General features: G+C 65.4%; 21 protein-coding genes and 10 tRNA genes. 25 read left to right on the top strand and 6 right to left on the bottom strand.

What is annotated here, in order from left to right:
• Nucleotides 1-137 precede the first annotated feature (137 nt).
• Entirely contained in the window at nt 138-1,853 is a 1,716-nt protein-coding gene (locus C0541_RS10260; RefSeq protein ID WP_161959994.1) for a M48 family metalloprotease, read from the bottom strand.
• Between the two features lie 88 nt (nt 1,854-1,941).
• On the opposite strand from C0541_RS10260, the gene grxC reads away from it, so the two are divergent.
• The 3 genes from grxC to C0541_RS10245 all read left to right on the top strand — a co-directional run bounded on the left by grxC (nt 1,942) and on the right by C0541_RS10245 (nt 4,020).
• On the top strand, nt 1,942-2,250 hold the full coding sequence (gene grxC / locus C0541_RS10255) for a glutaredoxin 3 (protein ID WP_115048060.1): 309 nt from the start codon (nt 1,942-1,944) through the stop codon (nt 2,248-2,250).
• Nucleotides 2,247-2,642: a carboxymuconolactone decarboxylase family protein gene (locus tag C0541_RS10250; RefSeq protein WP_115048058.1), complete on the top strand. Its 396-nt coding sequence runs from the start codon at nt 2,247-2,249 to the stop codon at nt 2,640-2,642. Before grxC ends, C0541_RS10250 begins: the two co-directional genes overlap by 4 nt.
• A gap of 370 nt (nt 2,643-3,012) precedes the next feature.
• Entirely contained in the window at nt 3,013-4,020 is a 1,008-nt protein-coding gene (locus C0541_RS10245) for an isocitrate dehydrogenase (RefSeq protein ID WP_115048057.1), read from the top strand.
• 143 nt (nt 4,021-4,163) lie between these two features.
• Here C0541_RS10245 and C0541_RS10240 read toward each other — a convergent pair whose 3' ends face one another.
• Complete coding sequence (locus C0541_RS10240; RefSeq protein WP_115048055.1) at nt 4,164-4,925, bottom strand: Bax inhibitor-1/YccA family protein; 762 nt, start codon at nt 4,923-4,925, stop codon at nt 4,164-4,166.
• Between the two features lie 152 nt (nt 4,926-5,077).
• Here C0541_RS10240 and C0541_RS10235 point away from each other — a divergent pair.
• The 5 genes from C0541_RS10235 (at nt 5,078) to C0541_RS10215 (ending at nt 6,209) form a co-directional block, all read left to right on the top strand.
• Nucleotides 5,078-5,154, top strand: a tRNA-Pro gene (locus C0541_RS10235).
• Between the two features lie 42 nt (nt 5,155-5,196).
• Nucleotides 5,197-5,273: transfer RNA gene (locus C0541_RS10230), tRNA-Arg, on the top strand.
• Nucleotides 5,274-5,304: 31 nt separating this feature from the next.
• Nucleotides 5,305-5,381, top strand: a tRNA-His gene (locus C0541_RS10225).
• A gap of 84 nt (nt 5,382-5,465) precedes the next feature.
• Nucleotides 5,466-5,541, top strand: a tRNA-Lys gene (locus C0541_RS10220).
• Nucleotides 5,542-5,771: 230 nt separating this feature from the next.
• A complete protein-coding gene (locus C0541_RS10215; protein WP_115048053.1) occupies nt 5,772-6,209 on the top strand; it encodes a hypothetical protein in 438 nt (145 codons plus the stop codon).
• Nucleotides 6,210-6,342: 133 nt separating this feature from the next.
• Here the strand turns inward: C0541_RS10215 and C0541_RS10210 are convergent, their stop codons facing one another.
• Nucleotides 6,343-7,638: a two-component system sensor histidine kinase NtrB gene (locus tag C0541_RS10210; RefSeq protein WP_115048051.1), complete on the bottom strand. Its 1,296-nt coding sequence runs from the start codon at nt 7,636-7,638 to the stop codon at nt 6,343-6,345.
• Between the two features lie 97 nt (nt 7,639-7,735).
• Here C0541_RS10210 and C0541_RS20730 point away from each other — a divergent pair, with 97 nt between their 5' ends.
• From C0541_RS20730 to C0541_RS10155, 12 genes are all read left to right on the top strand, one after another.
• Nucleotides 7,736-7,927 (top strand): hypothetical protein, encoded by a 192-nt coding sequence (locus C0541_RS20730; protein WP_153064978.1) that lies wholly within the window; start codon nt 7,736-7,738, stop codon nt 7,925-7,927.
• Nucleotides 7,906-7,990: transfer RNA gene (locus C0541_RS10205), tRNA-Leu, on the top strand. The genes C0541_RS20730 and C0541_RS10205 overlap by 22 nt, the downstream gene beginning before the upstream one ends.
• 201 nt (nt 7,991-8,191) lie before the next feature.
• Nucleotides 8,192-9,484 (top strand): trigger factor, encoded by a 1,293-nt coding sequence (tig, locus tag C0541_RS10200; protein WP_115048211.1) that lies wholly within the window; start codon nt 8,192-8,194, stop codon nt 9,482-9,484.
• Nucleotides 9,485-9,576: 92 nt separating this feature from the next.
• Entirely contained in the window at nt 9,577-10,203 is a 627-nt protein-coding gene (gene clpP, locus C0541_RS10195) for an ATP-dependent Clp endopeptidase proteolytic subunit ClpP (RefSeq protein ID WP_002806026.1), read from the top strand.
• Nucleotides 10,204-10,328: 125 nt separating this feature from the next.
• Nucleotides 10,329-11,615: an ATP-dependent Clp protease ATP-binding subunit ClpX gene (gene clpX / locus C0541_RS10190; protein ID WP_003483788.1), complete on the top strand. Its 1,287-nt coding sequence runs from the start codon at nt 10,329-10,331 to the stop codon at nt 11,613-11,615.
• Between the two features lie 145 nt (nt 11,616-11,760).
• Nucleotides 11,761-14,232, top strand: coding sequence for an endopeptidase La (gene lon, locus C0541_RS10185; RefSeq protein WP_115048049.1), 2,472 nt, complete (start codon nt 11,761-11,763; stop codon nt 14,230-14,232).
• A 214-nt stretch (nt 14,233-14,446) separates the two neighbouring features.
• Complete coding sequence (locus tag C0541_RS10180; RefSeq protein ID WP_024938423.1) at nt 14,447-14,719, top strand: HU family DNA-binding protein; 273 nt, start codon at nt 14,447-14,449, stop codon at nt 14,717-14,719.
• An 11-nt stretch (nt 14,720-14,730) separates the two neighbouring features.
• Nucleotides 14,731-14,805 (top strand) — tRNA-Val (locus tag C0541_RS10175).
• A gap of 28 nt (nt 14,806-14,833) precedes the next feature.
• Nucleotides 14,834-14,910, top strand: a tRNA-Asp gene (locus C0541_RS10170).
• A gap of 95 nt (nt 14,911-15,005) precedes the next feature.
• A tRNA-Asp gene (locus C0541_RS10165) sits at nt 15,006-15,082 on the top strand.
• A 43-nt stretch (nt 15,083-15,125) separates the two neighbouring features.
• Nucleotides 15,126-15,202: transfer RNA gene (locus C0541_RS10160), tRNA-Asp, on the top strand.
• A gap of 163 nt (nt 15,203-15,365) precedes the next feature.
• Entirely contained in the window at nt 15,366-17,336 is a 1,971-nt protein-coding gene (locus C0541_RS10155) for a peptidyl-prolyl cis-trans isomerase (protein WP_115048047.1), read from the top strand.
• A gap of 628 nt (nt 17,337-17,964) precedes the next feature.
• On the opposite strand, the gene C0541_RS10150 is transcribed toward C0541_RS10155, so the two are convergent.
• Both C0541_RS10150 and gloB read right to left on the bottom strand, forming a co-directional pair.
• Complete coding sequence (locus tag C0541_RS10150) at nt 17,965-19,149, bottom strand: lytic transglycosylase domain-containing protein (protein ID WP_115048045.1); 1,185 nt, start codon at nt 19,147-19,149, stop codon at nt 17,965-17,967.
• Complete coding sequence (gene gloB / locus C0541_RS10145) at nt 19,146-19,913, bottom strand: hydroxyacylglutathione hydrolase (protein ID WP_115048043.1); 768 nt, start codon at nt 19,911-19,913, stop codon at nt 19,146-19,148. The genes C0541_RS10150 and gloB overlap by 4 nt, the downstream gene beginning before the upstream one ends.
• 12 nt (nt 19,914-19,925) lie before the next feature.
• Between gloB and C0541_RS10140 the strand changes: the two genes are divergently transcribed.
• From C0541_RS10140 to dnaQ, 3 genes are read left to right on the top strand one after another with little or no spacing between them, the layout of a single operon-like run.
• Complete coding sequence (locus C0541_RS10140; protein ID WP_115048041.1) at nt 19,926-20,582, top strand: hypothetical protein; 657 nt, start codon at nt 19,926-19,928, stop codon at nt 20,580-20,582.
• Between the two features lie 29 nt (nt 20,583-20,611).
• Nucleotides 20,612-21,064: a ribonuclease HI gene (gene rnhA, locus C0541_RS10135; RefSeq protein ID WP_115048039.1), complete on the top strand. Its 453-nt coding sequence runs from the start codon at nt 20,612-20,614 to the stop codon at nt 21,062-21,064.
• A 19-nt stretch (nt 21,065-21,083) separates the two neighbouring features.
• A complete protein-coding gene (gene dnaQ, locus C0541_RS10130; RefSeq protein ID WP_115048037.1) occupies nt 21,084-21,818 on the top strand; it encodes a DNA polymerase III subunit epsilon in 735 nt (244 codons plus the stop codon).
• Between the two features lie 160 nt (nt 21,819-21,978).
• On the opposite strand, the gene C0541_RS10125 is transcribed toward dnaQ, so the two are convergent.
• Entirely contained in the window at nt 21,979-22,683 is a 705-nt protein-coding gene (locus C0541_RS10125) for a PP2C family protein-serine/threonine phosphatase (RefSeq protein ID WP_115048035.1), read from the bottom strand.
• Between the two features lie 198 nt (nt 22,684-22,881).
• On the opposite strand from C0541_RS10125, the gene C0541_RS10120 reads away from it, so the two are divergent.
• Nucleotides 22,882-22,972 (top strand) — tRNA-Ser (locus tag C0541_RS10120).
• A gap of 99 nt (nt 22,973-23,071) precedes the next feature.
• Nucleotides 23,072-23,476 (top strand): DUF6165 family protein, encoded by a 405-nt coding sequence (locus C0541_RS10115; protein ID WP_104582314.1) that lies wholly within the window; start codon nt 23,072-23,074, stop codon nt 23,474-23,476.
• The last annotated feature ends 216 nt before the right edge of the window (nt 23,477-23,692 follow it).

Here is a 23,692-nt window from a genome sequence, read left to right as displayed (position 1 = left end):
ATCGCCAGTAGACTACGGTTTTGTGACTCTAATGTGACATGCCGGGCGGCTGCGACCTTGGCGACAGCGGCCTGCACCGGTGGCCGGCGCGACGCCGGACGCCCCGGCGCACGCCGGCACGAGCACTGCGCCAGCCGTCACAAGCGCTGGCGGGTGGAAAGATCCGGGTCGCGAATCCCTTGCCGGCGCAGCTCCAGCACGGTCGGAGTGATCGCCGCAATGCGCGCATCCACCCGCGCCCGTGTCACATAGTCGAGATCTTTCTTCTTCAGCGCTTCCAGCTGGATCAGCGCCTGTTCCGGGCGTCCGTTCAAGTACGCGGATTCGGCATAGGCCTCGCTGGCGCGCAGATGGTCGCCGGACAGCTCGCAGGCGCGTGCGTAGGTCTGTTGCAACAGGGCATCTTCGCCACTGCGATGCAGCAGCGGCTCCAGCACCTGGCGCGCGCGCTGGCCGGATTCCTTGCTGGCCTGCTCGTTGAGCGCGCCGGCATAGGTCAGCGCCACCGCGCGGTTGTTCGGCAGTTGCTTGAGCAGCGCGTCGAAGCGGGCATTGGCCACCTCGCGCTGGCCCAGCCGCGCCTGCGCTTCGCTCAGGCCCAGCGTCAGCCATAAATTGTCCGGATGCGCCTCCAGCAGGCTGGTCAGCTCGGCCACCGGCTCGCCCGGCCGGCCGCCGCTGTTGCGCAGGCGTGCCAGCGCCAGCCCGTAGCGCTGCGCATCGGTCAGGCCGTGCTTGGCGCTGCGACGCAGGGTCTCGTACTCGCGGATCGCCGCATCCGGCGTGGTCGCACTGAGCACGCGCAGGCGCTCCTTGGCCCAGTCGAAGTTCTGCTGGTCGCCGCCGCGGCTCAGCGCATCCACCGGCAGCCGCAGCGCGTACGGCAGCAGCGCATTGCCGTTGCGGCTCAGTGGTTCGGACAGCGACGGGTCGGCCGGGTCCACCCGCTCCTGGCGCGTTCCACCCGGCACCGAGGTGGTCAGCACCACGGTGTTCTTCTTCATCTGTTCGGCACGTGCCTTGGCCTCGCTGATGCGCGTGACCGTGACCGGGTGGGTCTGCAGGAAGTCCGGCGCGCTGTAGCCGCCCTCGTTGGCACGCATCGCCACCGACATGCGTTCGAAGAAGCCGGCCATCGCATCCACGTCGTAGCCGCTGCGCACCAGCGTACGGATGCCCAGCCGGTCGGCCTCCGATTCGTTGGAGCGGGTGTAGTCGATCTGGCGTTGCTGCATCAGCCCCATCGCGCTGGTGATGCCGGCCATGGTGGCATCGCCCTTGGAATTGCCGCCGGCCTGTTGCGCGGCGACCACCGCTGCCAGCATGCCCAGCAGGATCGGGATCTGGTCGCGCTGGGCCCGCTCCACCCCACGCAGCACGTGCTGCTGGGTGACGTGGGCGATTTCGTGCGACAGCACCGCAGCCACCTCGTCCTCGCGCTCGGCGGTCAACACCAGCCCGGCATTGACCGCGATATAGCCGCCCAGGGTGGCGAAGGCGTTGATCTGGCGGTCGCGCAGCATGAAGAACGTAAACGGCTGCTGCGGCTGGTCGCTGTTGGCGCCGAGCCGGGTGCCCATGGTCTGCAGCCAGTCGGTGACCAGCGGGTCGTCCAGCACATAGTCGTAGTTGCGCAACTCGGCCAGCATCATCTTGCCGTACTCGGCCTGGCGCGCCGGGGTCAGCAGCTCGCCGGCGGACGAGCCGATGTCGGGCAGGCGGTTTTCCTGCGCGGGTGCCACCCCCACGGCAACGGCCAGCGTGAGGGCGGTGGCGAGCGGTAGCAGGCGCAAGTGGAACTCCCAGGTGGTGCGCGGAGCATGCGGGCAGCACGGCGCAATGGCGTGAATCATCGGTTAATCCACAGTGTTGCGGTGACGACATGGAAATTCCAGTCGCCCGGTACCATTGTCTGACCTCAGACCAACCACGGAGTTTCCCGTGAGCCAAGACCCCAATGTGCAGGATGCGGCCGCCGGCCCGCAGATCACCCTGTATTCCTCCGCGATCTGCCCCTACTGCGTGGCGGCCAAGAACTTCCTCAAGAGCAAGGGCCAGACCTGGACCGAGGTGCGCATCGACCTGGACCCTGCCGAACGCAACAAGATGGTCGCGCTGGCCAAGCGCACCAGCGTGCCGCAGATCTTCGTCGGCGACGTCCATGTGGGTGGCTACGACGACATGATGGCGATGCACCGGGCCGGCAAGCTCGAACCGTTGCTGGCCGGCACCGCAGGCGGCCAGGCATGAGTGAGCATGAGGGCAGCAGCGAGGACCGCCTGCGCGAGTTCACCGAATTTCGCCAGCGCATGAACCAGCGCATCCTGGCCGAGCCCAACCAGGTGGTACGCCGGTTCTTCGCGCTGGACACCCAGACCTACCAGGCCGGCGCGCTGGACGTGAAGACCAAGGAGCTGCTCGGCCTGGTCGCCTCGATGGTGCTGCGCTGCGACGACTGCATCAGCTACCACGTCGCCCAGTGCAAGGAGGCCGGTGTGACCCGCGAAGAGTTCTTCGAGACCTTCTCGGTCGGCCTGGTGGTCGGTGGCTCCATCGTCATCCCGCACCTGCGCCGCGCGGTGGACTTCCTCGACCAGCTCGAGGGTGGCGCCCAGGCACCGGCGCAGCACGCGCACGATTGATGTGGGCGGGAGTCGGGAGGGGAGTCGGGATTCGTAACAGCGGGCCCGCGCCCGTGGCGCCCCTTGTCGGCAGCGCTGCCTCCGTGCGCCCTGATTGTCCGGCGCCGGCCGCAGGCTGGGGGCGAGTGCTTCCAGGGCGCGTCCACACGTCGGGTCCCGGTGCGCCTGCAGGCTGCGGGCGCGCGTTGCCGCTCTCTGGCGCTACCGGCTGCACCGGGCTTTCGCAGCGGTCATCGGCGCCGCCCTTAGACCAAGGTCGGTTTGGGCGCCTTCACCGGCATCGGGCATAATTGCCTGTGAAACCTCCTTGCGCCGCTCTGCCGGGTATTGCGGCTGGCGCTCCCCCCTTCTAGTTCGGAAACCCAACGTTATGACGCAGACAATCACGGTCATCCGCGGCGACGGTATTGGCCCGGAGATCATGGATGCCACGCTGTTCGTGCTCGACGCGCTGCAGGCTGGCCTGACCTACGAGTACGCCGACGCTGGCCTGGTCGCGCTGGAAAAGCACGGCGATCTGCTGCCCGAGTCCACCCTGGCCTCGATCTCCAAGAACAAGGTGGCCCTGAAGAGCCCGCTGACCACGCCGGTCGGCGAAGGCTTCAGCTCGATCAACGTCGCCATGCGTCGCAAGTTCGACCTGTACGCCAACGTGCGTCCGGCCAAGTCGTTCCCCAACACCAAGTCGCGCTTCGCCGATGGCGTGGACCTGATCACGGTGCGCGAGAACACCGAAGGCGCCTACCTGAGCGAAGGCCAGACCGTGTCCGAGGACGGCGAGACCGCGTTCTCCGGCGCCCGCGTCACCCGCAAGGGCTCCGAGCGCATCGTGCGCTACGCCTTCGACCTGGCGCGCGCCACCGGCCGCAAGAAGGTCACCGCGGTCCACAAGGCCAACATCATCAAGTCGACTTCGGGCCTGTTCCTGAAGGTGGCGCGCGATGTGGCCACGCAGTACCCGGAAATCGAGTTCCAGGAAATGATCGTCGACAACACCTGCATGCAGTTGGTGATGCGTCCGGAACAGTTCGACATCATCGTGACCACCAACCTGTTCGGCGACATCATCTCCGACCTGTGCGCCGGCCTGGTCGGCGGCCTGGGCCTGGCCCCGGGTGCCAACATCGGTGTGGACGCGGCGATCTTCGAGGCCGTCCACGGCTCGGCGCCGGACATCGCAGGGCAGGGCAAGGCCAATCCGTGTGCACTGCTGCTGGGTGCCGCACAGATGCTGGACCACATCGGCCAGCCGCAGAACGCCGAGCGCCTGCGCGAAGCGATCGTGGCCACCCTGGAAGCCAAGGATGCGCTGACCCCCGACCTGGGCGGCACCGGCAACACCATGGGCTTCGCCAAGGCCATCGCCAGTCGCCTCTGAGCGCGCCGGTAGGTCGCACAAGAGAAAGGGCGCCGACGGCGCCCTTTCTTTTTGTTGGAAGCGGGTTGCTTGAAGCTTGTGTCACGCCATCAGGCGAAGGGGTCGCTGTTGCGATTCCCCACTCCCGATTCCCGATTTTCCACTCAGTTACGCGACTGCAGCTTCGACAGCAAGCGCAGGAACTCGATGTACAGCCACACCAGCGTGACCATCAGGCCGAACGCGCCATACCACTCCATGTGCTTGGGCGCGCCGTGTTCGACGCCGCTTTCGATGAAGTCGAAGTCCAGCACCAGGTTCAGTGCAGCCACCACTACGACCAACAGGCTGAAGCCGATCCCGATCAGGCCAGAGTCGTGGATGAAGGGGATCCGCACGCCGAAGAAGCCCAGCACGATGGTCGCCAGATACACCAGTGCAATGCCGCCGGTGGCCGCCACCACGCCCAGCTTGAAGTTCTCGGTGGCCTTGATCATGCCGCTGCGGTAGGCGAACAGCAGCGCGAACATGGTGCCGAAGGTCAGCAACACCGCCTGGAACACGATGCCGTTGAAACGCGCCTCGTACACCGCCGAGATCGAGCCCAGGAAGAAGCCTTCCACCAGCGCGTACAGCGGCGCGGTGACCGGAGCCCAGGTCGGCTTGAAGCTGGTCGCCAGCGCGAACACCAGCCCACCGATCGCACCGGCGATCATGTACAGACGTGCGGCCGGTAGCGGCATGCCGTCGGCGCCGACCGACTGCGACCAGGCGAAGGCGGCGGTGAGTACTGCCATCAGCAACAGCAGGCCGGTCTTGTTGACGGTGCCATTGAGGGTCATCGCCTGGCCGTCGCGGGTGACCACCGCGCCGGAGCCCAGGTCGAGGAAGGTGGATTCCCGAAGGGCGGGATTGCCGCTACGCATGCGTGTTCTCCATGAAATGTAGGTGCCTGCCGACTTGGCGGGCGATGGTGCGAGGATACCGGATCGCCCGATTTACACAGAGTGATTGACAGCAAGGCCAATCATTCCCAAAATAGCCGACCTTTCCACCCTTCGGGATTGAAAGGTCCCGCCGGGGTATAGCGCAGTCTGGTAGCGCGCCTGCTTTGGGAGCAGGATGTCGGGGGTTCGAATCCCTCTACCCCGACCATTCCGAGCTCTTGACGGCGTGGGAATGCGAAGTTCGGTCCGGGCGCCCGTAGCTCAACCGGATAGAGCACCGGCCTTCTAAGCCGGCGGTTACAGGTTCGAGTCCTGTCGGGCGCGCCATCGGCGGTGCGGTAGGAAGTAGGTTTCAGTGGTGGCTGTAGCTCAGCTGGTTAGAGTACTGGATTGTGATTCCAGATGTCGGGGGTTCGAGTCCCCTCAGCCACCCCACTGATTGCAGGACATGTTGGACCCGATGCATCGCGAGGTGTTGCAACGAAGCAAAAATGCACATACACTGTGCGACCAGTTTCAGGGCCGTTAGCTCAGTTGGTAGAGCAGTTGACTCTTAATCAATAGGTCCAAGGTTCGAATCCTTGACGGCCCACCAAACAAAAGCACTTAGGCATCCGCCTAGGTGCTTTTCTTTTTGTGCTGCGGAAAGAAGAGGGCGCAGGGAATTGGCTGCAGCGTTGTTGTCGTCTCCGTTGCTGGCAGCGCAACTGCAGTGACCCGTCCGGCCCGGCGCGCTGTGTTGCCTGCGCCAGGTGCGCAATCGCCACTGACGGCCGTCTCCGCCTGGATGAACATGCGCGAATGAGGGCTGATGTGGCTGGAGTGATGCGGCATTCGATCCTGGGTCAGGTCGGCGTCTTCGCGATCGTCGGTCCGCCGCTGGGTGGCCTGCTGGGCCTGGCGCGGTGGAGCCGGTTCGATCTGCAGGCCGCTCTGTCGATCGTCGCCTGGTCGTATGGGCTGGTGCTTCCGGTGATTGCCTGCGCTGCCGCAGGATGGCTGTGTGCGCGCACATGCGCCTGGCGGTACCGCGGGCGCCGGCCCAACCCGTTGGTTCACATCGGCATCGGTGCGTCGAGCGGTCTGCTCTCGGCCGGGGTGGTGGTGCTGCTGCTGGCGATCATCGGTGGCTGGTCGTGGATGTCCGATCGCGCGGTGATGCTGACGCTGCTGCAGTGCGGGCTGGCGGCAGGCAGTGCCTGCGCGGCGATCGTCTGGTTGATATGGGTGCGCCTGACAGTGTCTCCCCGGGCCGGGGGATAGGCCGGCGGGGAACGCGCCCTCACTAAGCGCAGCAGGACGTTCCCTGTCGCGTCGGGCGGGGCTTTCGATACGCCCGACGGCGATAACGATGCGATGCGCAAAGCGGTTGCGGGCGAGGGCGGCCGCAGCCGCCTTACGGCAATGCAGTGGGCGCAGGCGCCGGGCCTTGCTGCATGCGTGGAAATGCCAGCGTAAAGCGCGCGCCCTGGCCGGGCGCCGAGGTCACTTCGACAAAGCCACCTGCCTGGCGGACCGCGCTATACACCTGCGCCAGTCCCAGGCCCGCGCCCTTGTCGGCATCCTTGGTGGTGAAATACGCTTCGAAAAGGTGCGCCTGCACGTGCGCATCCATGCCATGCCCGTTGTCGGCCACGGCAATGGTGACGTAGCGCCCGGCCGGCCTGGCCAGGTTGGCCTGTTCGTCAGCGACCACGGTCTCGCCCGTCTCCACGCGGATGACGTCGCCACCTTGGCAGGCATCGCGGGAGTTGATCACCAGGTTCAAGATCGCGCGTTCCACCGTGTGGCGATCGACCATGGCGCAGCATCCGCCGTCGCGGGTGTGCACCTGCAATTGCAGGTCGGCGCCGATCGCCTGTTCCAGCAGGGGGCTCAGGTGTTCGGTTAATGCAGCCAGATCCACCGATTCGGGGCTGTACGGATACTGGCGCGAAAATCCGACCAGACGCTGCGCCATGACCGAGCCATGTTGAAGCGCCGCATCTGCCACGCTTAATAGCTTGGCATCGTGTGCATCGATCTTGGCGCGCTGTACCACCAGGTCGATGGCCGATGTCGCCGCTTGCAGCACGTTGTTCAAGTCGTGCACGACACCTGCCAGCAACTGGCCGACCGCTTCGCCCTTCTGTGCCTGCTCCGAGATCTTTTCGGCCGCGCCTTGTGCGGCGCGTGCAATGTCCAGATCGCCTTCGATGCGCTCCCGCAGGTCGCGCAGGGTATGCAGCTCGGTCGACAACGAATTTTCGCGCGCACGCGCCAGCATCAAGGCGCCGGTGGAAAACTCGCGCTCGGCCTTCAGCATGGAATCCAGCGTGTGGAAGGCGGTCTCCAGCGCCCTGCGGTCCGAGATGTTCTTGCTCACCGCGAGAATCGCTTCGACGTTGCCAAGTGCGTCGAACAGCGGGCTGGTAACCACCTGCCAGGTCTGGCGCACGCCGGCGAAATTCACGCTGGCGGCCTCGAATTGCTGGATCGAACCGGCGCGGGAGCCGGCGATCGCCGCGTCCACCAGCTCGGCTGCTTCCGCTGGCCACAGCTCGCGCCACGGCCGCGCGATCAGCTGATCCTGGTGGCTGGCACCCAATTCGGTCAGGCCATTGACGTTGATCGCGGTGATCCGCCCGTCGAGATCGATTTCCTTGATGCAGTCGCGGGACAGGGCCACGATCTGCCGATAACGATCTCTCATGCGGTGCCTGCCTCTCACGGGTGTTAACGGAATTTTAGCGAGTCTCAGCTTTACCCAGCGCTAGCGGAGCGCACGCAGGGAGCGTGTGCATCGCTACATGATGAATGTATTTATCTTCACCATCCAGGATTTGGGGCCGGCCCTGGTCGCGCTGCCCGGGCCGGCCCGCAGCGCACCGGCCGCGGCAGCATCCGGCAGTGCCATCGCTCCGGTGATGCTTTTTCTTTCCTGGCATCCCTGCAACAATGGCACGGCAACTGCAGCATCGCGAAAGTGGCGGAATTGGTAGACGCACCAGATTTAGGTTCTGACGCCGCAAGGCGTGGGGGTTCGAGTCCCCCCTTTCGCACCAATGCAGTGCGGCCGTGCGTCGTCCGGCCGCTTCCAGCCGTCGCCCTGGTGCCCCTGCCTTGCGCGCCGCGCTGACGCGTATTCCGCTGGCAGCGGCCGCCGTTATCGGCGAAACTACAAGGCTCGGCGGCTTTCTCGCCATCCGTCAACCCGCATCTTCCATCTCGTGCCGACGCTTGTGCAGTCGGTGGCAGGAGTCAACATGCAAGCATCGATCGAATCCACCGGCAATCTGGAACGCCGCCTGACCTTCACCCTGCCGCAGGAGCTCCTGGAGACGCATGTCGGTGGTCGCCTGCGCGAGCTTGCGCGGACCACGCGCATCAAGGGTTTCCGCCCCGGCAAGGTGCCCACCAAGGTCATCGAGCAGCGCTTCGGTCAGCAGGTGCGTGCCGAGGCAATGGAAGGCCTGCTGCGTGAGACCTTCGACTCGGCGGTGCGCGAGCATTCGCTGCGTCTGGCCGGCAACCCGCGCATCGATCAGGGCGAGAGCGATTTCGACTTCGTCGCCACCTTCGAAGTGGTGCCGGATTTCGGCGACATCGACGTGAGCCAGCTGTCGGTGGTGCGTCACACCGCCGAGGTGACCGATGCCGACATCGACCAGATGATCGAGAACCTGCGTCTGCAGCGCCGCACCTGGAACCCGGTCGAGCGCGGCGCGCAGGTCGGTGACCTGGTGGCGCTGGAGACGTGGTCGCAGGCCGGCGACGAGCGCCTGCCCGCCGAGGGCGTGGAGACCGGCAGCAGCGTGCTGGGCTCGGGCGTGATGTTCGACCAGATCGAAAAGGGCCTGGAAGGCTTGGCCAAGGGCGAAGACAAGACCCTGACCATCGACTTCCCGGCCGAATGGCGCGTGCCGCAGCTGGCCGGCAAGACCGTGCAGGTGCACGTCAAGGCGGTCGAGGTGTCCGAGCCGGTGTTGCCGGTGGTGGACAAGGAGTTCATCAAGAGCTTCGGCGTGAAGAGTGGCGATGCCGAGCAGTTTCGCGCCGACATCCGCACCAACTTGGAGCGCGAGCTCAAGGGCGCGCTGATGAATCGCCTGCGCCGCGAAGTGGGTGAGCAACTGATCGCCGCCTATGCGCACGTGGAAATGCCGCCGCGTCTGGTCGAGAACGAAGCGCGTTCGATGCTGGCACAGCAAGTCGAGCAGGTCCGCCGCAGCGGGCGCGATCCGGGCCAGGTGCCGGACGACGCGCACCAGGGCTTCATGGACGCGGCCGCCAAGCGCGTGCTGGTCGGTCTGCTGGTGGGCGAGGTGGCCCGTCGCAATGAACTGCGTCTGGAATCCAAGCGCGTCAGCGAAACGCTGCGTCTGATCGCCTCGACCTACGAAGAGCCCGAACAGGTCATTGAGATGTACCGCAACGACCCCCAACTGATGGGGGGACTGCAGAGCCGTGTCATGGAAGAGCAGGTGATCGACTGGATCGCCGAGCGCGCCCAGCACACCGAGCAGTCGCTGTCGTTCCAGGACGCCATCCGGGTCTGAGGCGGTAGCAAGAGAACCGCGCCCTGCCGTCGTCAGGGTGTGGATATCGAACACGGGCATCGGCACAGGCCGCTGCCACAACAGGAAGACCGATGAGCATTGTGACCAAAGCCCTGAACCTGGTGCCGATGGTGGTCGAACAGACCAGCCGCGGCGAGCGTGCGTATGACATCTACTCGCGTCTGCTGAAGGAGCGTCTGATCTTCCTGGTCGGTCCCATCGACGACCACATGGCCAACGTGATCGTGGCCCAGCTGCTGTTCCTGGAAGCGGACAACCCGGAAAAGGACATCAGCATCTACATCAACTCGCCTGGCGGCGTGGTCACCGCCGGCATGGCGATCTACGACACCATGCAGTACATCAAGCCGGACGTGAGCACCATCTGCGTCGGCCAGGCCGCCTCGATGGGCGCGCTGTTGCTGGCATCGGGCGCGGCCGGCAAGCGCTATGCGCTGCCGAACTCGCGCGTGATGATCCACCAGCCGCTGGGTGGTTTCCAGGGCCAGGCCACCGATATCGACATCCATGCGCGCGAGATCCTGACCTTGCGTTCGCGTCTGAACGAGATCCTGGCCAAGCACACCGGGCAGTCGCTGGAGACCATTGCGCGCGATACCGAGCGCGACAACTTCAAGAGCGCGGTCGATGCGCAGGCCTATGGCCTGGTCGACCAGGTGCTGGAACGCCGTCCGGAAGAGTCGATCCAGCCGTCTTGATCGCCAGATTGCTGAAATTGCAGGAAAAACCGGCAGGGTCGGGCAGGGCGGATGTCCTCCCGACCCTGTGCTATTCTCGAAATCGAACCCCCGTGCATCGGGTGGGGTAACTGGGTAACAGAAGCATGAGCGAAGACCGCCAAGGTCGTTCCGGCGACAGCAACAAGATTCTCTACTGCTCGTTCTGCGGTAAGAGTCAGCATGAAGTCCGCAAGCTGATTGCCGGTCCCAGCGTATTCATCTGCGATGAGTGCGTTGAGCTGTGCAACGACATCATCCGCGAGGAACTCGAAGAGAAGGCGCAGTCGGCCCGTTCCAGCCTGCCCAAGCCGCGCGAGATTCTCGAGGTGCTGGATCAATACGTGATCGGGCAGTTGCGCGCCAAGCGCACGCTCGCCGTGGCGGTGTACAACCACTACAAGCGTATCGAGAGCCGCAGCAAGAACGATGACGTCGAGCTGGCGAAATCCAACATCCTGCTGGTCGGTCCGACCGGCTCGGGCAAGACGCTGCTGGCCGAAACGCTGGCGCGCCTGCTCAATGTGCCGTTCACGATCGCCGATGCCACCACGCTGACCGAAGCCGGCTATGTCGGCGAGGACGTGGAAAACATCATCCAGAAGCTGCTGCAGAAGTGCGATTACGATGTCGAAAAGGCCCAGCAGGGCATCGTCTACATCGATGAAATCGACAAGATCTCGCGCAAGAGCGAAAACCCGTCGATCACCCGCGACGTGTCCGGCGAAGGCGTGCAGCAGGCGCTGTTGAAGCTGATCGAAGGCACGGTGGCCTCGGTACCGCCGCAGGGCGGCCGCAAGCATCCGCAGCAGGAATTCCTGCAGGTCGACACCAAGAACATCCTGTTCATCTGCGGCGGTGCATTCGCCGGGCTGGACAAGGTGATCCAGCAGCGCTCCAACGATGCCGGCGGCATTGGCTTCGGTGCCAAGGTCAAGAGCAGCGAACGCAAGCAGGAAGTGGGCAAGATCCTGGCCGAGGTCGAGCCGGAAGATCTGATCAAGTTCGGCCTGATTCCCGAGTTCGTCGGTCGCCTGCCGGTGGTTGCCACGCTCGAGGAGCTGGACGAGCCGGCACTGATCAAGATCCTGACCGAGCCGAAGAACGCCATCACCAAGCAGTTCAAGAAGCTGTTCGACATGGAAGGCGTGGAACTGGAGTTCCGCCCGGACGCCCTGTCGGCGATCGCCAAGAAGGCGCTCAAGCGCAAGACCGGCGCGCGTGGTCTGCGCACCATCGTCGAATCGGTGCTGCTGGACACGATGTACGAGCTTCCCTCGCAGGAAAATGTCAGCAAGGTGGTGGTGGACGAGTCGGTGATCGAGCACAAGTCCGAGCCGTACCTGATCTACCAGGCGCAACCGGCTCCGGCCAAGGCAGCGTCCGGCGATTGACCCCCTGGGGCCGCTTCGCCGGGCTCCGGCCTCGCTCGCGGATAAAGGGTTTCCGAACGCTACTTGCAACACCTCGCCGATGGCCCCATAACGGGGCCATCGGCTTTTTTTACGCCCCAAAATCCCCATTCCTGCGGAGCGCCCCATGGCCCAGTCCCAACCAGAAGTTCTCGATCTGCCGGTGTTGCCGCTACGCGACGTAGTGGTGTTTCCGCACATGGTGATTCCGCTGTTCGTCGGCCGTGACAAGTCGATGCGCGCGCTGGAAAAGGCCATGGAAGCGGACAAGCGCATCCTGCTGGTCGCGCAGAAGTCGGCCGAAACCGACGACCCGGCCGCCGGCGACCTCTATACCGTCGGCACGCTCGCACAGGTGCTGCAGCTGCTCAAGCTGCCCGATGGCACCATCAAGGTGCTGGTCGAGGGGCTGTCGCGGGTCACCGTCGACAAGGTCGTCGAGCTGGATGGCGCGCTGCAGGGCCAGGGCGCCGAGATCGAAGCGAGCGATGCGCGTGAGCCGCGCGAAGTGGAGGCCATTGCGCGTTCGTTGATGTCGCTGTTTGAGCAGTACGTTAAGACCAACCGCAAGCTGCCGCCGGAGCTGCTGCAGACCCTGGCCGGCATCGACGAGCCGGGCCGTCTGGCCGACACCATCGCCGCGCACATCGGCGTGCGCCTGGCCGACAAGCAACGGCTGCTGGAAATCACCGAGATCGGCGAGCGGCTGGAGCTGCTGGTCGGACTGGTGGATGGCGAGATCGATGTGCAGCAGCTGGAAAAGCGCATCCGCGGCCGCGTCAAGTCGCAGATGGAAAAGAGCCAGCGCGAGTACTACCTCAACGAACAGATGAAGGCGATCCAGAAGGAGCTGGGCGACCTGGACGATGCGCCGGGCGAGCTGGAAGAACTGGCGCGCAAGATTGCCGAGGCGGGCATGCCCAAGCCGGTCGAGACCAAGGCCAAGGCCGAGCTCAACAAGCTCAAGCAGATGTCGCCGATGTCCGCCGAGGCGGCCGTGGTGCGCAATTATCTGGACTGGCTGCTGGGCGTGCCGTGGAAGAAGCGCACCAAGGTTCGCAAGGACCTGAAGGTCGCCGAGGACACGCTGGATGCCGATCACTATGGTCTGGACAAGGTCAAGGAGCGCATCCTCGAGTACCTGGCGGTGCAGTCGCGCGTGAAGCAGATGAAGGGGCCGATCCTGTGCCTGGTCGGGCCGCCGGGCGTGGGCAAGACCTCGCTCGGCCAGTCGATCGCCAAGGCAACCAACCGCAAGTTCGTGCGCATGAGCCTGGGCGGTATCCGCGACGAGGCCGAGATCCGTGGCCACCGCCGCACCTACGTCGGTTCGATGCCCGGCCGCCTGGTGCAGAACCTCAACAAGGTGGGCAGCAAGAACCCGCTGTTCCTGCTCGACGAGATCGACAAGATGTCGATGGATTTCCGTGGCGATCCGTCCTCGGCGCTGCTGGAAGTACTCGATCCGGAGCAGAACAACTCCTTCAACGACCACTACCTGGAAGTGGATCTGGACCTGTCGGAGGTGATGTTCGTCGCCACCTCCAACTCGCTCAATATTCCGGGTCCGTTGCTGGACCGCATGGAAGTGATCCGCATCCCCGGTTACACCGAGGATGAAAAGCTCAACATCGCCATGCGCTACCTGGTGCCCAAGCAGATCAAGGCCAACGGCCTGAAGCCGGAAGAGATCGAGATCGGCAGCGATGCGATCCAGGACATCGTGCGGTACTACACGCGCGAATCGGGCGTGCGTAACCTCGAGCGCGAAGTCGCCAAGATCTGCCGCAAGGTGGTCAAGGAAATCGCGCTTGCCGGCCCGCAGCTCGTTGCCAAGAAGGTGCCTGCCAAGAAGGGCAAGCCCAAGGCGCTGGTCACGGTCAATGCGAAGAACCTCGACAAGTACCTGGGTGTGCGTCGCTTCGACTTCGGCCGCGCCGAGGAGGAGAACGAAATCGGCCTGGTGACCGGCCTGGCCTGGACCGAGGTCGGTGGCGAGCTGCTGCAGGTCGAGTCCACGCTGGTACCGGGCAAGGGCAACCTGATCCTGACCGGTCAGCTTGGCAACGTCATGAAGGAATCGGCGTCGGCTGCGTTGTCGGTGGTGCGTTCGCGCGCCGAGCGGCTGGGCATCGACGTGGACTTCCTGCAGAAGCAGGACGTGCACGTGCACGTGCCCGACGGCGCGACGCCGAAGGACGGCCCGAGCGCCGGTATTGCGATGGTGACGTCGCTGGTGTCGGTGCTGACCAGGGTGCCGATCCGTGCCGACGTGGCGATGACCGGCGAGATCACCTTGCGCGGTCGCGTGTCGGCCATCGGTGGCCTGAAGGAGAAGTTGCTGGCTGCGTTGCGCGGTGGCATCCGCACCGTGCTGATTCCCGACGAGAACCGCAAGGATCTTGCCGACATCCCGGCCAACGTGACGCGCGACCTGGAGATCGTGCCGGTCAAGTGGATCGACGAAGTGCTGGATCTCGCATTGGAGCGTCCGCTGGCACCGAAGAAGGCGGGCAAGGAAAAGGTCCGCAAGGCTGCCTCGCGGGTTGCGGTTCGCGGCAAGCCACGCACGACGCCGGGGACCCGCGTCAAGCACTGAAATCGCTTGTCTAAACCCAGGCAAAACAAGCCAAAACCCGCGTCGTTATTGGGTTTTGGCTTGCGTGCGGTTGGGGGCGCTGGTATAAATGCACGACTCGTGGGCGCGGCAAATTGTGATGCGTCACGCGATACCACTTGTGTCGGGTTCTTCGCCAACGGCAAGAGCGCCGATTGTCGATTCCGCGGCATCTGCCGCAAAGGGAGTTTCAAGAATGAATAAAACCGAATTGATCGATGGCGTTGCCGCTGCCGCTGACATCTCCAAGGCTGAAGCTGGCCGTGCTGTTGACGCGGTTGTGAGCGAAATCACCAAGGCGCTGAAGAAGGGCGATGCCGTCACCCTCGTTGGCTTCGGCACCTTCCAGGTCCGCGCGCGCGCTGAGCGTACCGGCCGCAATCCGAAGACCGGCGACAGCATCAAGATCGCTGCTTCGAAGAATCCTGCATTCAAGGCTGGCAAAGCCCTGAAGGATGCAGTAAACTAATCGACTCGCTAGGGTGCTTAGCTCAGCGGTAGAGCGTCTCCCTTACACGGAGAGGGTCGGGGGTTCGAAACCCTCAGCACCCACCATTAAGCACCAGGCAAATGTTTCAAGCGCGGAGCGGTAGTTCAGCTGGTTAGAATGCTGGCCTGTCACGCCGGAGGTCGCGGGTTCGAGTCCCGTCCGCTCCGCCAGTTGTACCGAAGCCCCTGAGCGATTGGGGGCTTCGTTTTCTCCACCATATCTGTGTCGCAGGTACGGTGGAGAAGCAGAGGTCCAAGTTTAAAGCGGAGCGGTAGTTCAGCTGGTTAGAATGCTGGCCTGTCACGCCGGAGGTCGCGGGTTCGAGTCCCGTCCGCTCCGCCAGTTCTACGAGCCCTCGGCGTCATGCCGGGGGCTTTTTTTTNGCGGAGCGGTAGTTCAGCTGGTTAGAATGCTGGCCTGTCACGCCGGAGGTCGCGGGTTCGAGTCCCGTCCGCTCCGCCAGTTCTACGAGCCCTCGGCGTCATGCCGGGGGCTTTTTTTTGCGGCTGTGGCGGTCATTGCGCAATGAAAGCCATGCCGAATCCAGCCTGGCACGGGATTGGGCTGGGTGCCCGGCGTCAGGCGCGTTACACTGCGCGGCTCGCCCACAGGCCGTGATTTGCCAATGCTGCAGAAACTTCGCGACAAGACGTCAGGCTGGATCGCTACCGCCATCCTGGGGTTGCTGATGATTCCGTTCCTGTTCGTCATCGACAACAGCTACCTCGGCGGCATTGGCGCCAACAACGTGGCCAAGGTGCAGGCGCCACCGACATGGTGGAAATCGGCTCCGTCCTGGTGGCCGGTCTCGCTGCTGTGGCAGCACCATGAAATCAGTACGCAGGATTTCCGCGAACGCTTCGAGCAGGCGCGCATGCAGGAGCGGCAGCGCCAGGGCGACAAATTCGATCCGCGCACGTTCGAATCCCGCGAGAACAAGTTGCAGGTGCTCGACCAGCTGGTCGACGAGCAGGTCGTGCGTCTGGGTGCCGAAGATGCCGGCATCGTGATCGGCGATGCGACGGTGCGCGATTACATCGCCGGCATTCAGGCGTTCCAGGTCGATGGCAAGTTCAGTCCCGACCAGTACCGCGCGGCCCTTGCGCAGGGCACGCCGCCACGCACACCGGCGCAGTTCGATGCACTGGTGCGCGATAGCTTGCAGCAGTCGGTGATTCCGCAGGCGATTGCCGAGTCGGGCTTTGCGACCAAGGCCGAGTTCGAGCGCCTGCTCAAGCTGATGGGCGAAACGCGCGACGTGGAGCTGGCAATGCTGCCGCCACCGGCTGCCGATACCGCGCCAGTCAGCGATGCGCAGATCAAGCAATGGTACGACGGGCATACCCAGGAGTTCCGTCAGCCGGAGACGGTGACAATCGAGTACGTCGAGCTCGATGCTGCCAAGTTGCCGCCGGCAACCGCCGCCGACGAAGCGACGCTGCGCAAGCGCTACGACGAAGAGAAGGCGCGCTTTGTCGAGCCGGATCAGCGTCTGGCATCGCACATCCTGATCAGCGCCGGCAGCGATCCCGCCGCGCAGAAGGCCGCCGAGGAAAAGGCGGCCAAGCTGGCCGCACAGGCCAAGCAGCCGGGTGCCGATTTCGCCGCGTTGGCCAAGGCCAATTCGCAGGATCCCGGCTCCAAGGGGGCCGGTGGTGATCTGGGCTGGGTCGAGAAAGGCACGATGGTCAAGCCGTTCGAAGATGCCTTGTTCGCGATGAAGGCTGGCGAGGTGGTCGGCCCGATCAAGAGCGAGTTCGGTTACCACGTGATCCAGCTGCGCGAGGTCAAGGGCGGCCAGGGCAAGTCGTTCGAGCAGGTACGCGACCAGCTCGCCGCCGAGCAGCTCAAGGCCGATGCCGACAAGGCGTTTGCGGATGTGAGCGGCAAGCTGGTGGATCAGGTCTACAAGAACCCCACCGCGCTGGAGCCGGCAGCCAAGCAGGTCGGTCTGCCGGTGCAGACGCTGGGGCCGTTCTCGCGCGCCGAGGCCAGCGGTATCGCGGCCAACCCGGCGGTGCTGCGCGCGGCATTTTCCGACACGCTGGTGCAGGACGGCACGGTGAGCGATCCAATCACCATCTCGCCGAACCACAGTGTGGTGTTGCGCGTGACCAATCACACCGCCGAGGCAGCCTTGCCGCTGGACAAGGTGCGCGACAAGGTAATCGCGGCGGTCCGCGCCGACCGCACCGAGAAGGCGGCCGCAGCAGCTGCCGACGCCTTGCTGGCCAAGGTGCAGAAGGGTGAAACCCTGCAGGCGCTGGCCGCCAGCGAAAAGTTGCAGGTGCAGCCGATCCCGGGCTTGCCGCGCACCGCGCCAATTCCGACGCCGGCGGCAAACCGCGCCATCTTCAGCGCGCCGCGTCCGAGCGAAGGCAAGCCGTCGGTGGGCAAGGTGGAGCTGGATGGCGGGCGCTTTGCGGTCTTCGTCATCAGCAAGGCGACCCCGGGCGATCTGAAGCAGATGCCGGCCGAGCAGCAGACCATGCTGCGCGAGCAGCTGAGCCAGATCGACGGCAACAACGCGGCGCAGGCCTACGTCAAGGGAATGCGCCAGCGCTACAAGATCCAGATCGAAGAGGCGCAGCTGTAACGGCTGCCCTTGGACTGGAGGAGAAAGAGCCCGGGTGACCGGGCTTTTTCTTTGGCCGGCGCTGCGGGCCGCCGCCAGTTTTCCGTGCGGGGTATTGCGTCGTCCGGCCGCCGGCGCGACTACGGGTCCGTGGTCGTACGGAGCGAGGTGGCGGGCGCATGACGGCGACCGATCCCGGGTCTGGCGCGTCGTTACCGATTGGGGGCATGCCTGCCGGAACTGCGGGCTGGCCAGGTCAGGGCCGCAGGTGGCAGCGGCGACGCGCGTCATTCAAGGCGCTGATCTGCCAGGCAACGAGATGTCAGGCTCGGTTTGCGCAGTTGGCGTCGTGGCGGAAGGCTGCCTGCGTGGGCTTGGCAGCAGGCACGGCAGGCGCGCGCTCAACGGTGAGCTGGCTTGCGGCGATGGCGGGGCCAGTCGCCCGCGAGCATGCCGGCTCCCGATTCCACCTGGGGTGTCCGATTCCGCGCCGTGTCGTGTCAGCCACGCAAGCGATGGGCGAACGTCACCAGACGCTCCGTTCGCATCCGACCTCTACCTGGGCACGCGGCTTGCGCGTACGCGATGTCCAATGACGCGGGCGTCGCTGGAGCGGGGGCCGTCAGTAGCGCTGGAGGCAGCGCTTGCGTCAGCGTGCGTCTTCGAACGACAACACCATGCCGGGCTTCAGGACGGCGCGCTTGTCCAGGCCATTGCTGGTGAGCAGGGTGGTGACGGTGACGCCGTAGCGACGCGCGATGGCCCAGGCGGATTCGCCATTGCGCACCGTGTGCGTGGTGCGCGCCTGCGGCCTGGATGCCCTTGTCGCTGCGGTGGCAACGACGGTGGGAGCGCCAGCACTGTCGCCGGCAAGGCTGTCCGCTTCGGCGGAGGCGACCATGGTGCCTGCCGCACCTGGCTGTGCGGGTGCGATCGGGGCAAGCACGTGCACGCCGCGCGGTGCGGCGCGCGCGCTGGCCAGTGCCGGATTCAGCCTGGCCAGCAGCTGCGGCTCGATGGCGCGTTGTCCCGCAAAGGCGTCGAGGCTGGTGCCGGCCGGCAACGCGTGTTCGGTGAGTACCGGTACCGGGCGGTCGAGCGAGGTCAGCAGGTTGTCCTGCTGCTGCGCATGGTCGAGCACGCAGGCGAGCGCGTGCAGCTTCTCCACGTACTCATAGGTGACCTTGGACATGCCGGGCAATTCGGACGGGCGCGCGTTCTGCGCATTCATGCCGGCCGTGCGCATGGCCTGCAGCACCCGGTACTCGCCGGCGTTGTAGGCCATCAGGGCCAGCCGCCAGTCGCCACCGAACATGCCATACAGTGTCTTGAGATAGCGCACCGCCGCCGTGGTGGAATCCACTGCCGAAAGGCGACCGTCGTACTGCGCGCCAACCGGTACGTGATGATTGCGGGCAGTGGTGGCGATGAATTGCCAGAGGCCGGCCGGGCCGCTGCCGTTGCGCGCCCCGGGGCGGTAACCGCTCTCGACGAACGGAATCAGCGCGAATTCGGTCGGCATGTCGGCTTCGCGCAGTTCATCGACCACGTAGCCGAACAGCGGCAACACGTCCTGCGCATCGTCGGCCAGGCGGGCCGGTGCGCGAGAGAAGTGTTGTTCCCAGCGCGTATCGCTATGCGCGCTGTCGCAGCCGGGGTCGGCGCGGCCGTCCAGGAACGACGAAAAGATCTCCCGGCCGTTGCGCACTTCGGGCGCGGCAGACCGGGTGATCGAGCTCTGGGCGGGTTTGGAGCGGCTGGCGTCGTTGGACCATGCGGCTGCAGGTGCAATGACCGCCGATGCGGTCAGCACTGCCAGAAGCAGGCGCCTCATGCGCGAAATTCGTCTTTCCAGCGCCTAAGTTCGGCGAAAACGTCAACTTCGGAGGAGAGTGCGCCGGCTGCACGCGATGCGACTGCGGCACGGATTTCAGGACTGCTGGTACGTAGGAAAGGATTGGTGGCCAGTTCACTCTTGAGCGAAATCGGCAGGGGAGGACGGGCTGCTTGACGCATGGCCTGGGCTTCCTGTTGACGGCGCTGCAAGGCAGCGTTGGTGGGATCGACGTGCAGCGCGAAGGCCGCATTGGCCAACGTGTATTCGTGGCCGCAACACACAAGCGTTTCGCCGGGCAGGGAGGCCAGGCGCTGCAATGCGTCGAACATCTGAGGAGCGGTACCTTCGAACATCCGCCCACAGCCTAGGCTGAACAGGGTATCACCGCTGAACAGATGGCGGTCGGTGACGAAGGCGATATGGCTGCGGGTGTGGCCCGGCACTTCCAGCACATCGACCTGGCTGCCAAGCAGGCTCAGGCGCTCGCCCTGGCCCACACGGCGGGCGTCTGCGGGGATGCGTTCGTCGGCCGGCCCGTATAGCGCAAGCTCCGGCCAACGCTGCTGCAGCGCTGCCACGCCGCCGATATGGTCGGCATGGTGGTGGGTCAGCAGGATCGCGCTGGGGATGAAGCCCTCGCGCTCTGCGGCGGCCACTACCGGCTCGGACTGGCCGGGATCGACGATGACTGCGCGGCCATCGTCGGCCACCAGCGCCCAGATGTAGTTGTCGTCGAATGCGGGCAGGGCGGTGAGTCGCATAGAATTGGGACCATGCCTGTCACGCCATTCTCCCGTCAAGCTGGCGTCTCATCCTGGTTTGAAACAGGTGCAGGGCGCAGCCTGCTTCAGCTGGAGCGCAAATTGGCGCTTGCGGCGCTGCAGACGCGCCCGTCGCAGCCCTGGCTGTGGCTGACGCCAACGCCCGAACTGCCGCCGCGCGAGCTGCTGCAGGGGCGGGGGCTGCGACTGCAACGCCACGCTGGCCGCTTCGCGGGCGACGCGCGTTGCGCCATGCCGTTTCCGTTGCCGACCGAAAGCCTGCAGGCCATCGTGGTGCAGCATGCGGTGGTGGGCGGCGCGGCGGAGTTCCTGGCCGAATGCGAGCGGCTGCTGATGCCGGGCGGGCGGCTATGGCTGTTCACGCTCAATCCGCTGAGCCCATACCGCTTCCGCTGGGCGCGGCGCGGTCCGGTGGCCTTGCGGCCGGATCGCTGGCGGCTGCTGGCGCAGCGTGCGGGGCTCCAATGCGTGGGGGCCGAGCGCTACCTGGGGCCGGTCTGGCGCACCGGGCGTGGCGCTCCCGGTACCGATCGCGCACCCTGGCGCGCGGTGTATCTGCTCGAAGTGGAAAAGCGCGCCGCCGCGTCGATCGGGCCGACCCCGATCGCGATCCCCTCGCGCTGGCCGCAGCCGGTGGCCACGATCTGACGACTTACCATTCCAACCACCAGAAGCTGATGAAATCCATTGAAGTGCATACCGACGGCTCCTGCCTCGGCAATCCCGGGCCGGGCGGTTGGGCGGCCCTGTTGCGTTACAACGGCCGCGAGAAGGAATTGTCCGGCGGCGAAGCCACCTCCACCAACAACCGCATGGAATTGATGGCGGCGATCATGGCGCTGGAAACGCTCACCGAGCCGTGCCAGATCGTGCTGCACACCGACTCGCAGTACGTGCGCCAGGGCATTACCGAGTGGATGTCCGGCTGGGTGCGGCGCGGCTGGAAGACGGCCGGCGGCGACCCGGTCAAGAACCGTGAACTGTGGGAGCGGCTGCATGCGGCCACGCAACGTCACCGCATCGATTGGCGTTGGGTGAAAGGCCACAATGGCGACCCGGACAACGAGCGCGTCGACGTGCTCGCCCGCAACCAGGCCATCGCCCAGCGCGGTGGCAGCGCAATCGCGTAGGCAATCAGCAAGAGGATTCATGCGTCAGATCATTCTCGATACCGAAACCACCGGCCTGGAATGGCGCAAGGGCAACCGCGTCGTCGAAATCGGTGCGGTGGAGCTGCTGGAGCGGCGCCCGAGCGGCAACAACTTCCATCGTTATCTGAAGCCCGATTGCGATTTCGAACCCGGCGCGCAGGAAGTGACCGGATTGACCCTGGAGTTCCTGGCCGACAAGCCGCTGTTTGCCGATGTGGTCGAGGAGTTCCTGGCCTACATCGATGGCGCGGAGCTGATCATCCACAACGCCGCGTTCGATCTGGGATTCCTGGACAACGAGCTGGCGCTGCTGGGCGACAACTATGGCCGTATCGTCGAGCGCGCCACCGTGGTGGACACCTTGATGATGGCGCGCGAGCGCTACCCGGGGCAGCGCAACTCGCTGGATGCCTTGTGCAAGCGCCTGGGCGTGGACAACTCGCATCGCCAGTTGCATGGCGCCTTGCTCGATGCGCAGATCCTGGCCGATGTGTATATCGCGCTGACCTCGGGCCAGGAAGAAATCGGCTTTGCCAGTGCCGATGCCGGCCAGCGCAGCGAGCATGGCGAGGACATGATCGCCTTCGATCCGGCGCTGCTGCTGCCGCGCGCGCGGGTGGTGGTGACTGCCTCGGAGTCGCAGGCGCACGAGGCGCGCCTGGCGTATCTGCGCAAGAAGGCCGGGCGCGCGTTGTGGGATGCGCCGGTCGAAGAGGTGGCCGCCGCTGGGTGATGCGGCTGTCGGCAACGGTTGCTCGACTGTCACGCGGCGGGCGGTGAGGGCGCCGCGCCCTCGACCGGCCAGGCATTTGTCTGCATCAGCAAAATGCGGGCCAGTAAACCTGCGCCCGCCGCCCCGCCAGCCGGGGCTGGCTGGGTTTCGTCGGCCGCGTTTAGTGGCTGCGCACCAGGATCGCGGTGATGTTGTCCGAGCCGCCGCCATCGAGCGCGGCGGCGACCAAGCACTCGACACATTCCTGGGCGCTGCAATCGGCCTGCGACAGGGTTGCGGCGATCGCGGCATCGTCGACCTCTTCGGTGAGGCCGTCGCTGCACAGCAGCAACTGCATGCCGGACTTGAGTTCGCCCTGCATGGTGGCGACATTGAGGTGGACCGGATCGGTGACGCCCAGCGCCTGGGTCACCACGTTGCGATGCGGGTGCGCGCGCGCCTGCTCGCTGGTCAGGGTGCCCTGGGCGATGAGTTCCTGCACATAGCTATGGTCCTGGCTCAGTTGCGCCAGCCGCCCGTCGCGCCACAGGTAGGCACGGCTGTCGCCGACCCAGGCCACTTCGAAGCGCTGGCCGAGGACGCGCGCAGCGACGACGGTGGTGCCCATCGGCAAGGTGTCGTTGCAGCGGCGCGAGGTCTTGATGATCTCTTCGTCGGCGATGCGTACCGCCTGGGCCAGCGGGGTGCCGGCGCGCACCTCGCGCACGATGGTTTCGCGCGCCAGCGCGCTGGCCACTTCGCCACAGGCGTGCCCGCCCATGCCGTCGGCCACCAGCCACAGCCCCAGTTCGCTGTCGCCGTAGTACGTGTCCTCGTTGAGGTCACGGCGCAGGCCGACATGGGTGAGGTGTCCGAATTCGAGCATGGGGGCGGGTCGCCAAAGAGAGAAGGTGCGTGACCATCATCGCGGCGCGGCCGGCCCGCAGCAACACGCCGATTGCCGATGCCGCAGGGCGGGTTCACGCCCGGCGCCGCGATCGTGCCGGCGATGCCGGCCCGGGCCGCTTGTGGCCTGGCGCCGGTGCCCGTATGATGCACGGCCCCGGGACACTGGGGACCATCTGGAGAGGTGGCAGAGCGGTTGAATGTACCTGACTCGAAATCAGGCAGGCGTTTATAGCGCCTCGGGGGTTCGAATCCCCCCCTCTCCGCCAGATTCGCATCAGCCCCCGCAAGGGGGCTTTTGTTTATGTGCCGCCGCCGCGCGTTGCTGCGATGGCTACAATCCGCCCGATATCCGTTGGAGGCCTGTCATGTCCGAGATCCTGGTGCCCGTGTCCTTTGGTGAGCTGCTGGACAAGATCGCGATCCTGCAGATCAAGTCCGAGCGCATGCGCGACCCCGCCAAGCTGGCCAATGTGCGCAGCGAGCTGTCTGCGCTGGAGACCAGCTGGATGGCGCATCCGGCCGCCGGCCACGACATCGTGCGTCTGCGTGCCGCGCTCAAGGCCGTCAACGAGCGGCTATGGGTGATCGAGGACGACATCCGGCTCAAGGAGCAGGCGCAGAGCTTCGACGACGGCTTCGTGCAGCTGGCGCGCAGCGTCTATATCGAAAACGACGAGCGCGCGCGCATCAAGAAAGAGATCAACCTGGCGCTGGGTTCGTCGTACGTGGAAGAGAAGTCGTACCAGGACTATCGCGCCACCGGTGCCTGATGGCCGCTGATCGCAGGCCTGCGTGACCGGAGGCATGACGGCGGCCGGTCCGTGAGCCGCGCACCCTGGCGTGTCGCCGGGTGTACGCCATCGGTTACCGCAGCGGTTGTCTGCCGCGCGCGTGCCGGGTCGGGATTTCGCTGTCGCTTCCCGGCCGTTGGGGCAAACGGGCCGCGGTGTGGGCCGTCCGGCAACGATTGACTCCCCGTTCCAGCG

Origin of the sequence: Xanthomonas arboricola, assembly GCF_003353015.1 — a bacterium.
Classification (GTDB): Bacteria; Pseudomonadota; Gammaproteobacteria; order Xanthomonadales; family Xanthomonadaceae; genus Xanthomonas; species Xanthomonas arboricola_E.
The sequence above is the reverse complement of the archived record's forward strand: the minus strand, read 5'-3'. Positions and strand labels throughout refer to the sequence as shown.

Coding starts and splice junctions, on each gene's coding strand:
- C0541_RS10140 (WP_115048041.1), top strand. CDS start 19,926: ATGCCTGTCACGCCATTCTCCCGTCAAGCTGGCGTCTCATCCTGGTTT.
- clpX (WP_003483788.1), top strand. CDS start 10,329: ATGAGCGAAGACCGCCAAGGTCGTTCCGGCGACAGCAACAAGATTCTC.
- C0541_RS10115 (WP_104582314.1), top strand. CDS start 23,072: ATGTCCGAGATCCTGGTGCCCGTGTCCTTTGGTGAGCTGCTGGACAAG.
- C0541_RS10260 (WP_161959994.1), bottom strand. CDS start 1,853: ATGATTCACGCCATTGCGCCGTGCTGCCCGCATGCTCCGCGCACCACC.
- lon (WP_115048049.1), top strand. CDS start 11,761: ATGGCCCAGTCCCAACCAGAAGTTCTCGATCTGCCGGTGTTGCCGCTA.
- C0541_RS10240 (WP_115048055.1), bottom strand. CDS start 4,925: ATGCGTAGCGGCAATCCCGCCCTTCGGGAATCCACCTTCCTCGACCTG.
- C0541_RS10180 (WP_024938423.1), top strand. CDS start 14,447: ATGAATAAAACCGAATTGATCGATGGCGTTGCCGCTGCCGCTGACATC.
- gloB (WP_115048043.1), bottom strand. CDS start 19,913: ATGCGACTCACCGCCCTGCCCGCATTCGACGACAACTACATCTGGGCG.
- C0541_RS10250 (WP_115048058.1), top strand. CDS start 2,247: ATGAGTGAGCATGAGGGCAGCAGCGAGGACCGCCTGCGCGAGTTCACC.
- dnaQ (WP_115048037.1), top strand. CDS start 21,084: ATGCGTCAGATCATTCTCGATACCGAAACCACCGGCCTGGAATGGCGC.
- C0541_RS10215 (WP_115048053.1), top strand. CDS start 5,772: ATGCGGCATTCGATCCTGGGTCAGGTCGGCGTCTTCGCGATCGTCGGT.
- rnhA (WP_115048039.1), top strand. CDS start 20,612: ATGAAATCCATTGAAGTGCATACCGACGGCTCCTGCCTCGGCAATCCC.
- tig (WP_115048211.1), top strand. CDS start 8,192: ATGCAAGCATCGATCGAATCCACCGGCAATCTGGAACGCCGCCTGACC.
- C0541_RS10210 (WP_115048051.1), bottom strand. CDS start 7,638: ATGAGAGATCGTTATCGGCAGATCGTGGCCCTGTCCCGCGACTGCATC.
- C0541_RS10155 (WP_115048047.1), top strand. CDS start 15,366: ATGCTGCAGAAACTTCGCGACAAGACGTCAGGCTGGATCGCTACCGCC.
- C0541_RS10125 (WP_115048035.1), bottom strand. CDS start 22,683: ATGCTCGAATTCGGACACCTCACCCATGTCGGCCTGCGCCGTGACCTC.
- C0541_RS10150 (WP_115048045.1), bottom strand. CDS start 19,149: ATGAGGCGCCTGCTTCTGGCAGTGCTGACCGCATCGGCGGTCATTGCA.
- clpP (WP_002806026.1), top strand. CDS start 9,577: ATGAGCATTGTGACCAAAGCCCTGAACCTGGTGCCGATGGTGGTCGAA.
- C0541_RS20730 (WP_153064978.1), top strand. CDS start 7,736: ATGATGAATGTATTTATCTTCACCATCCAGGATTTGGGGCCGGCCCTG.
- C0541_RS10245 (WP_115048057.1), top strand. CDS start 3,013: ATGACGCAGACAATCACGGTCATCCGCGGCGACGGTATTGGCCCGGAG.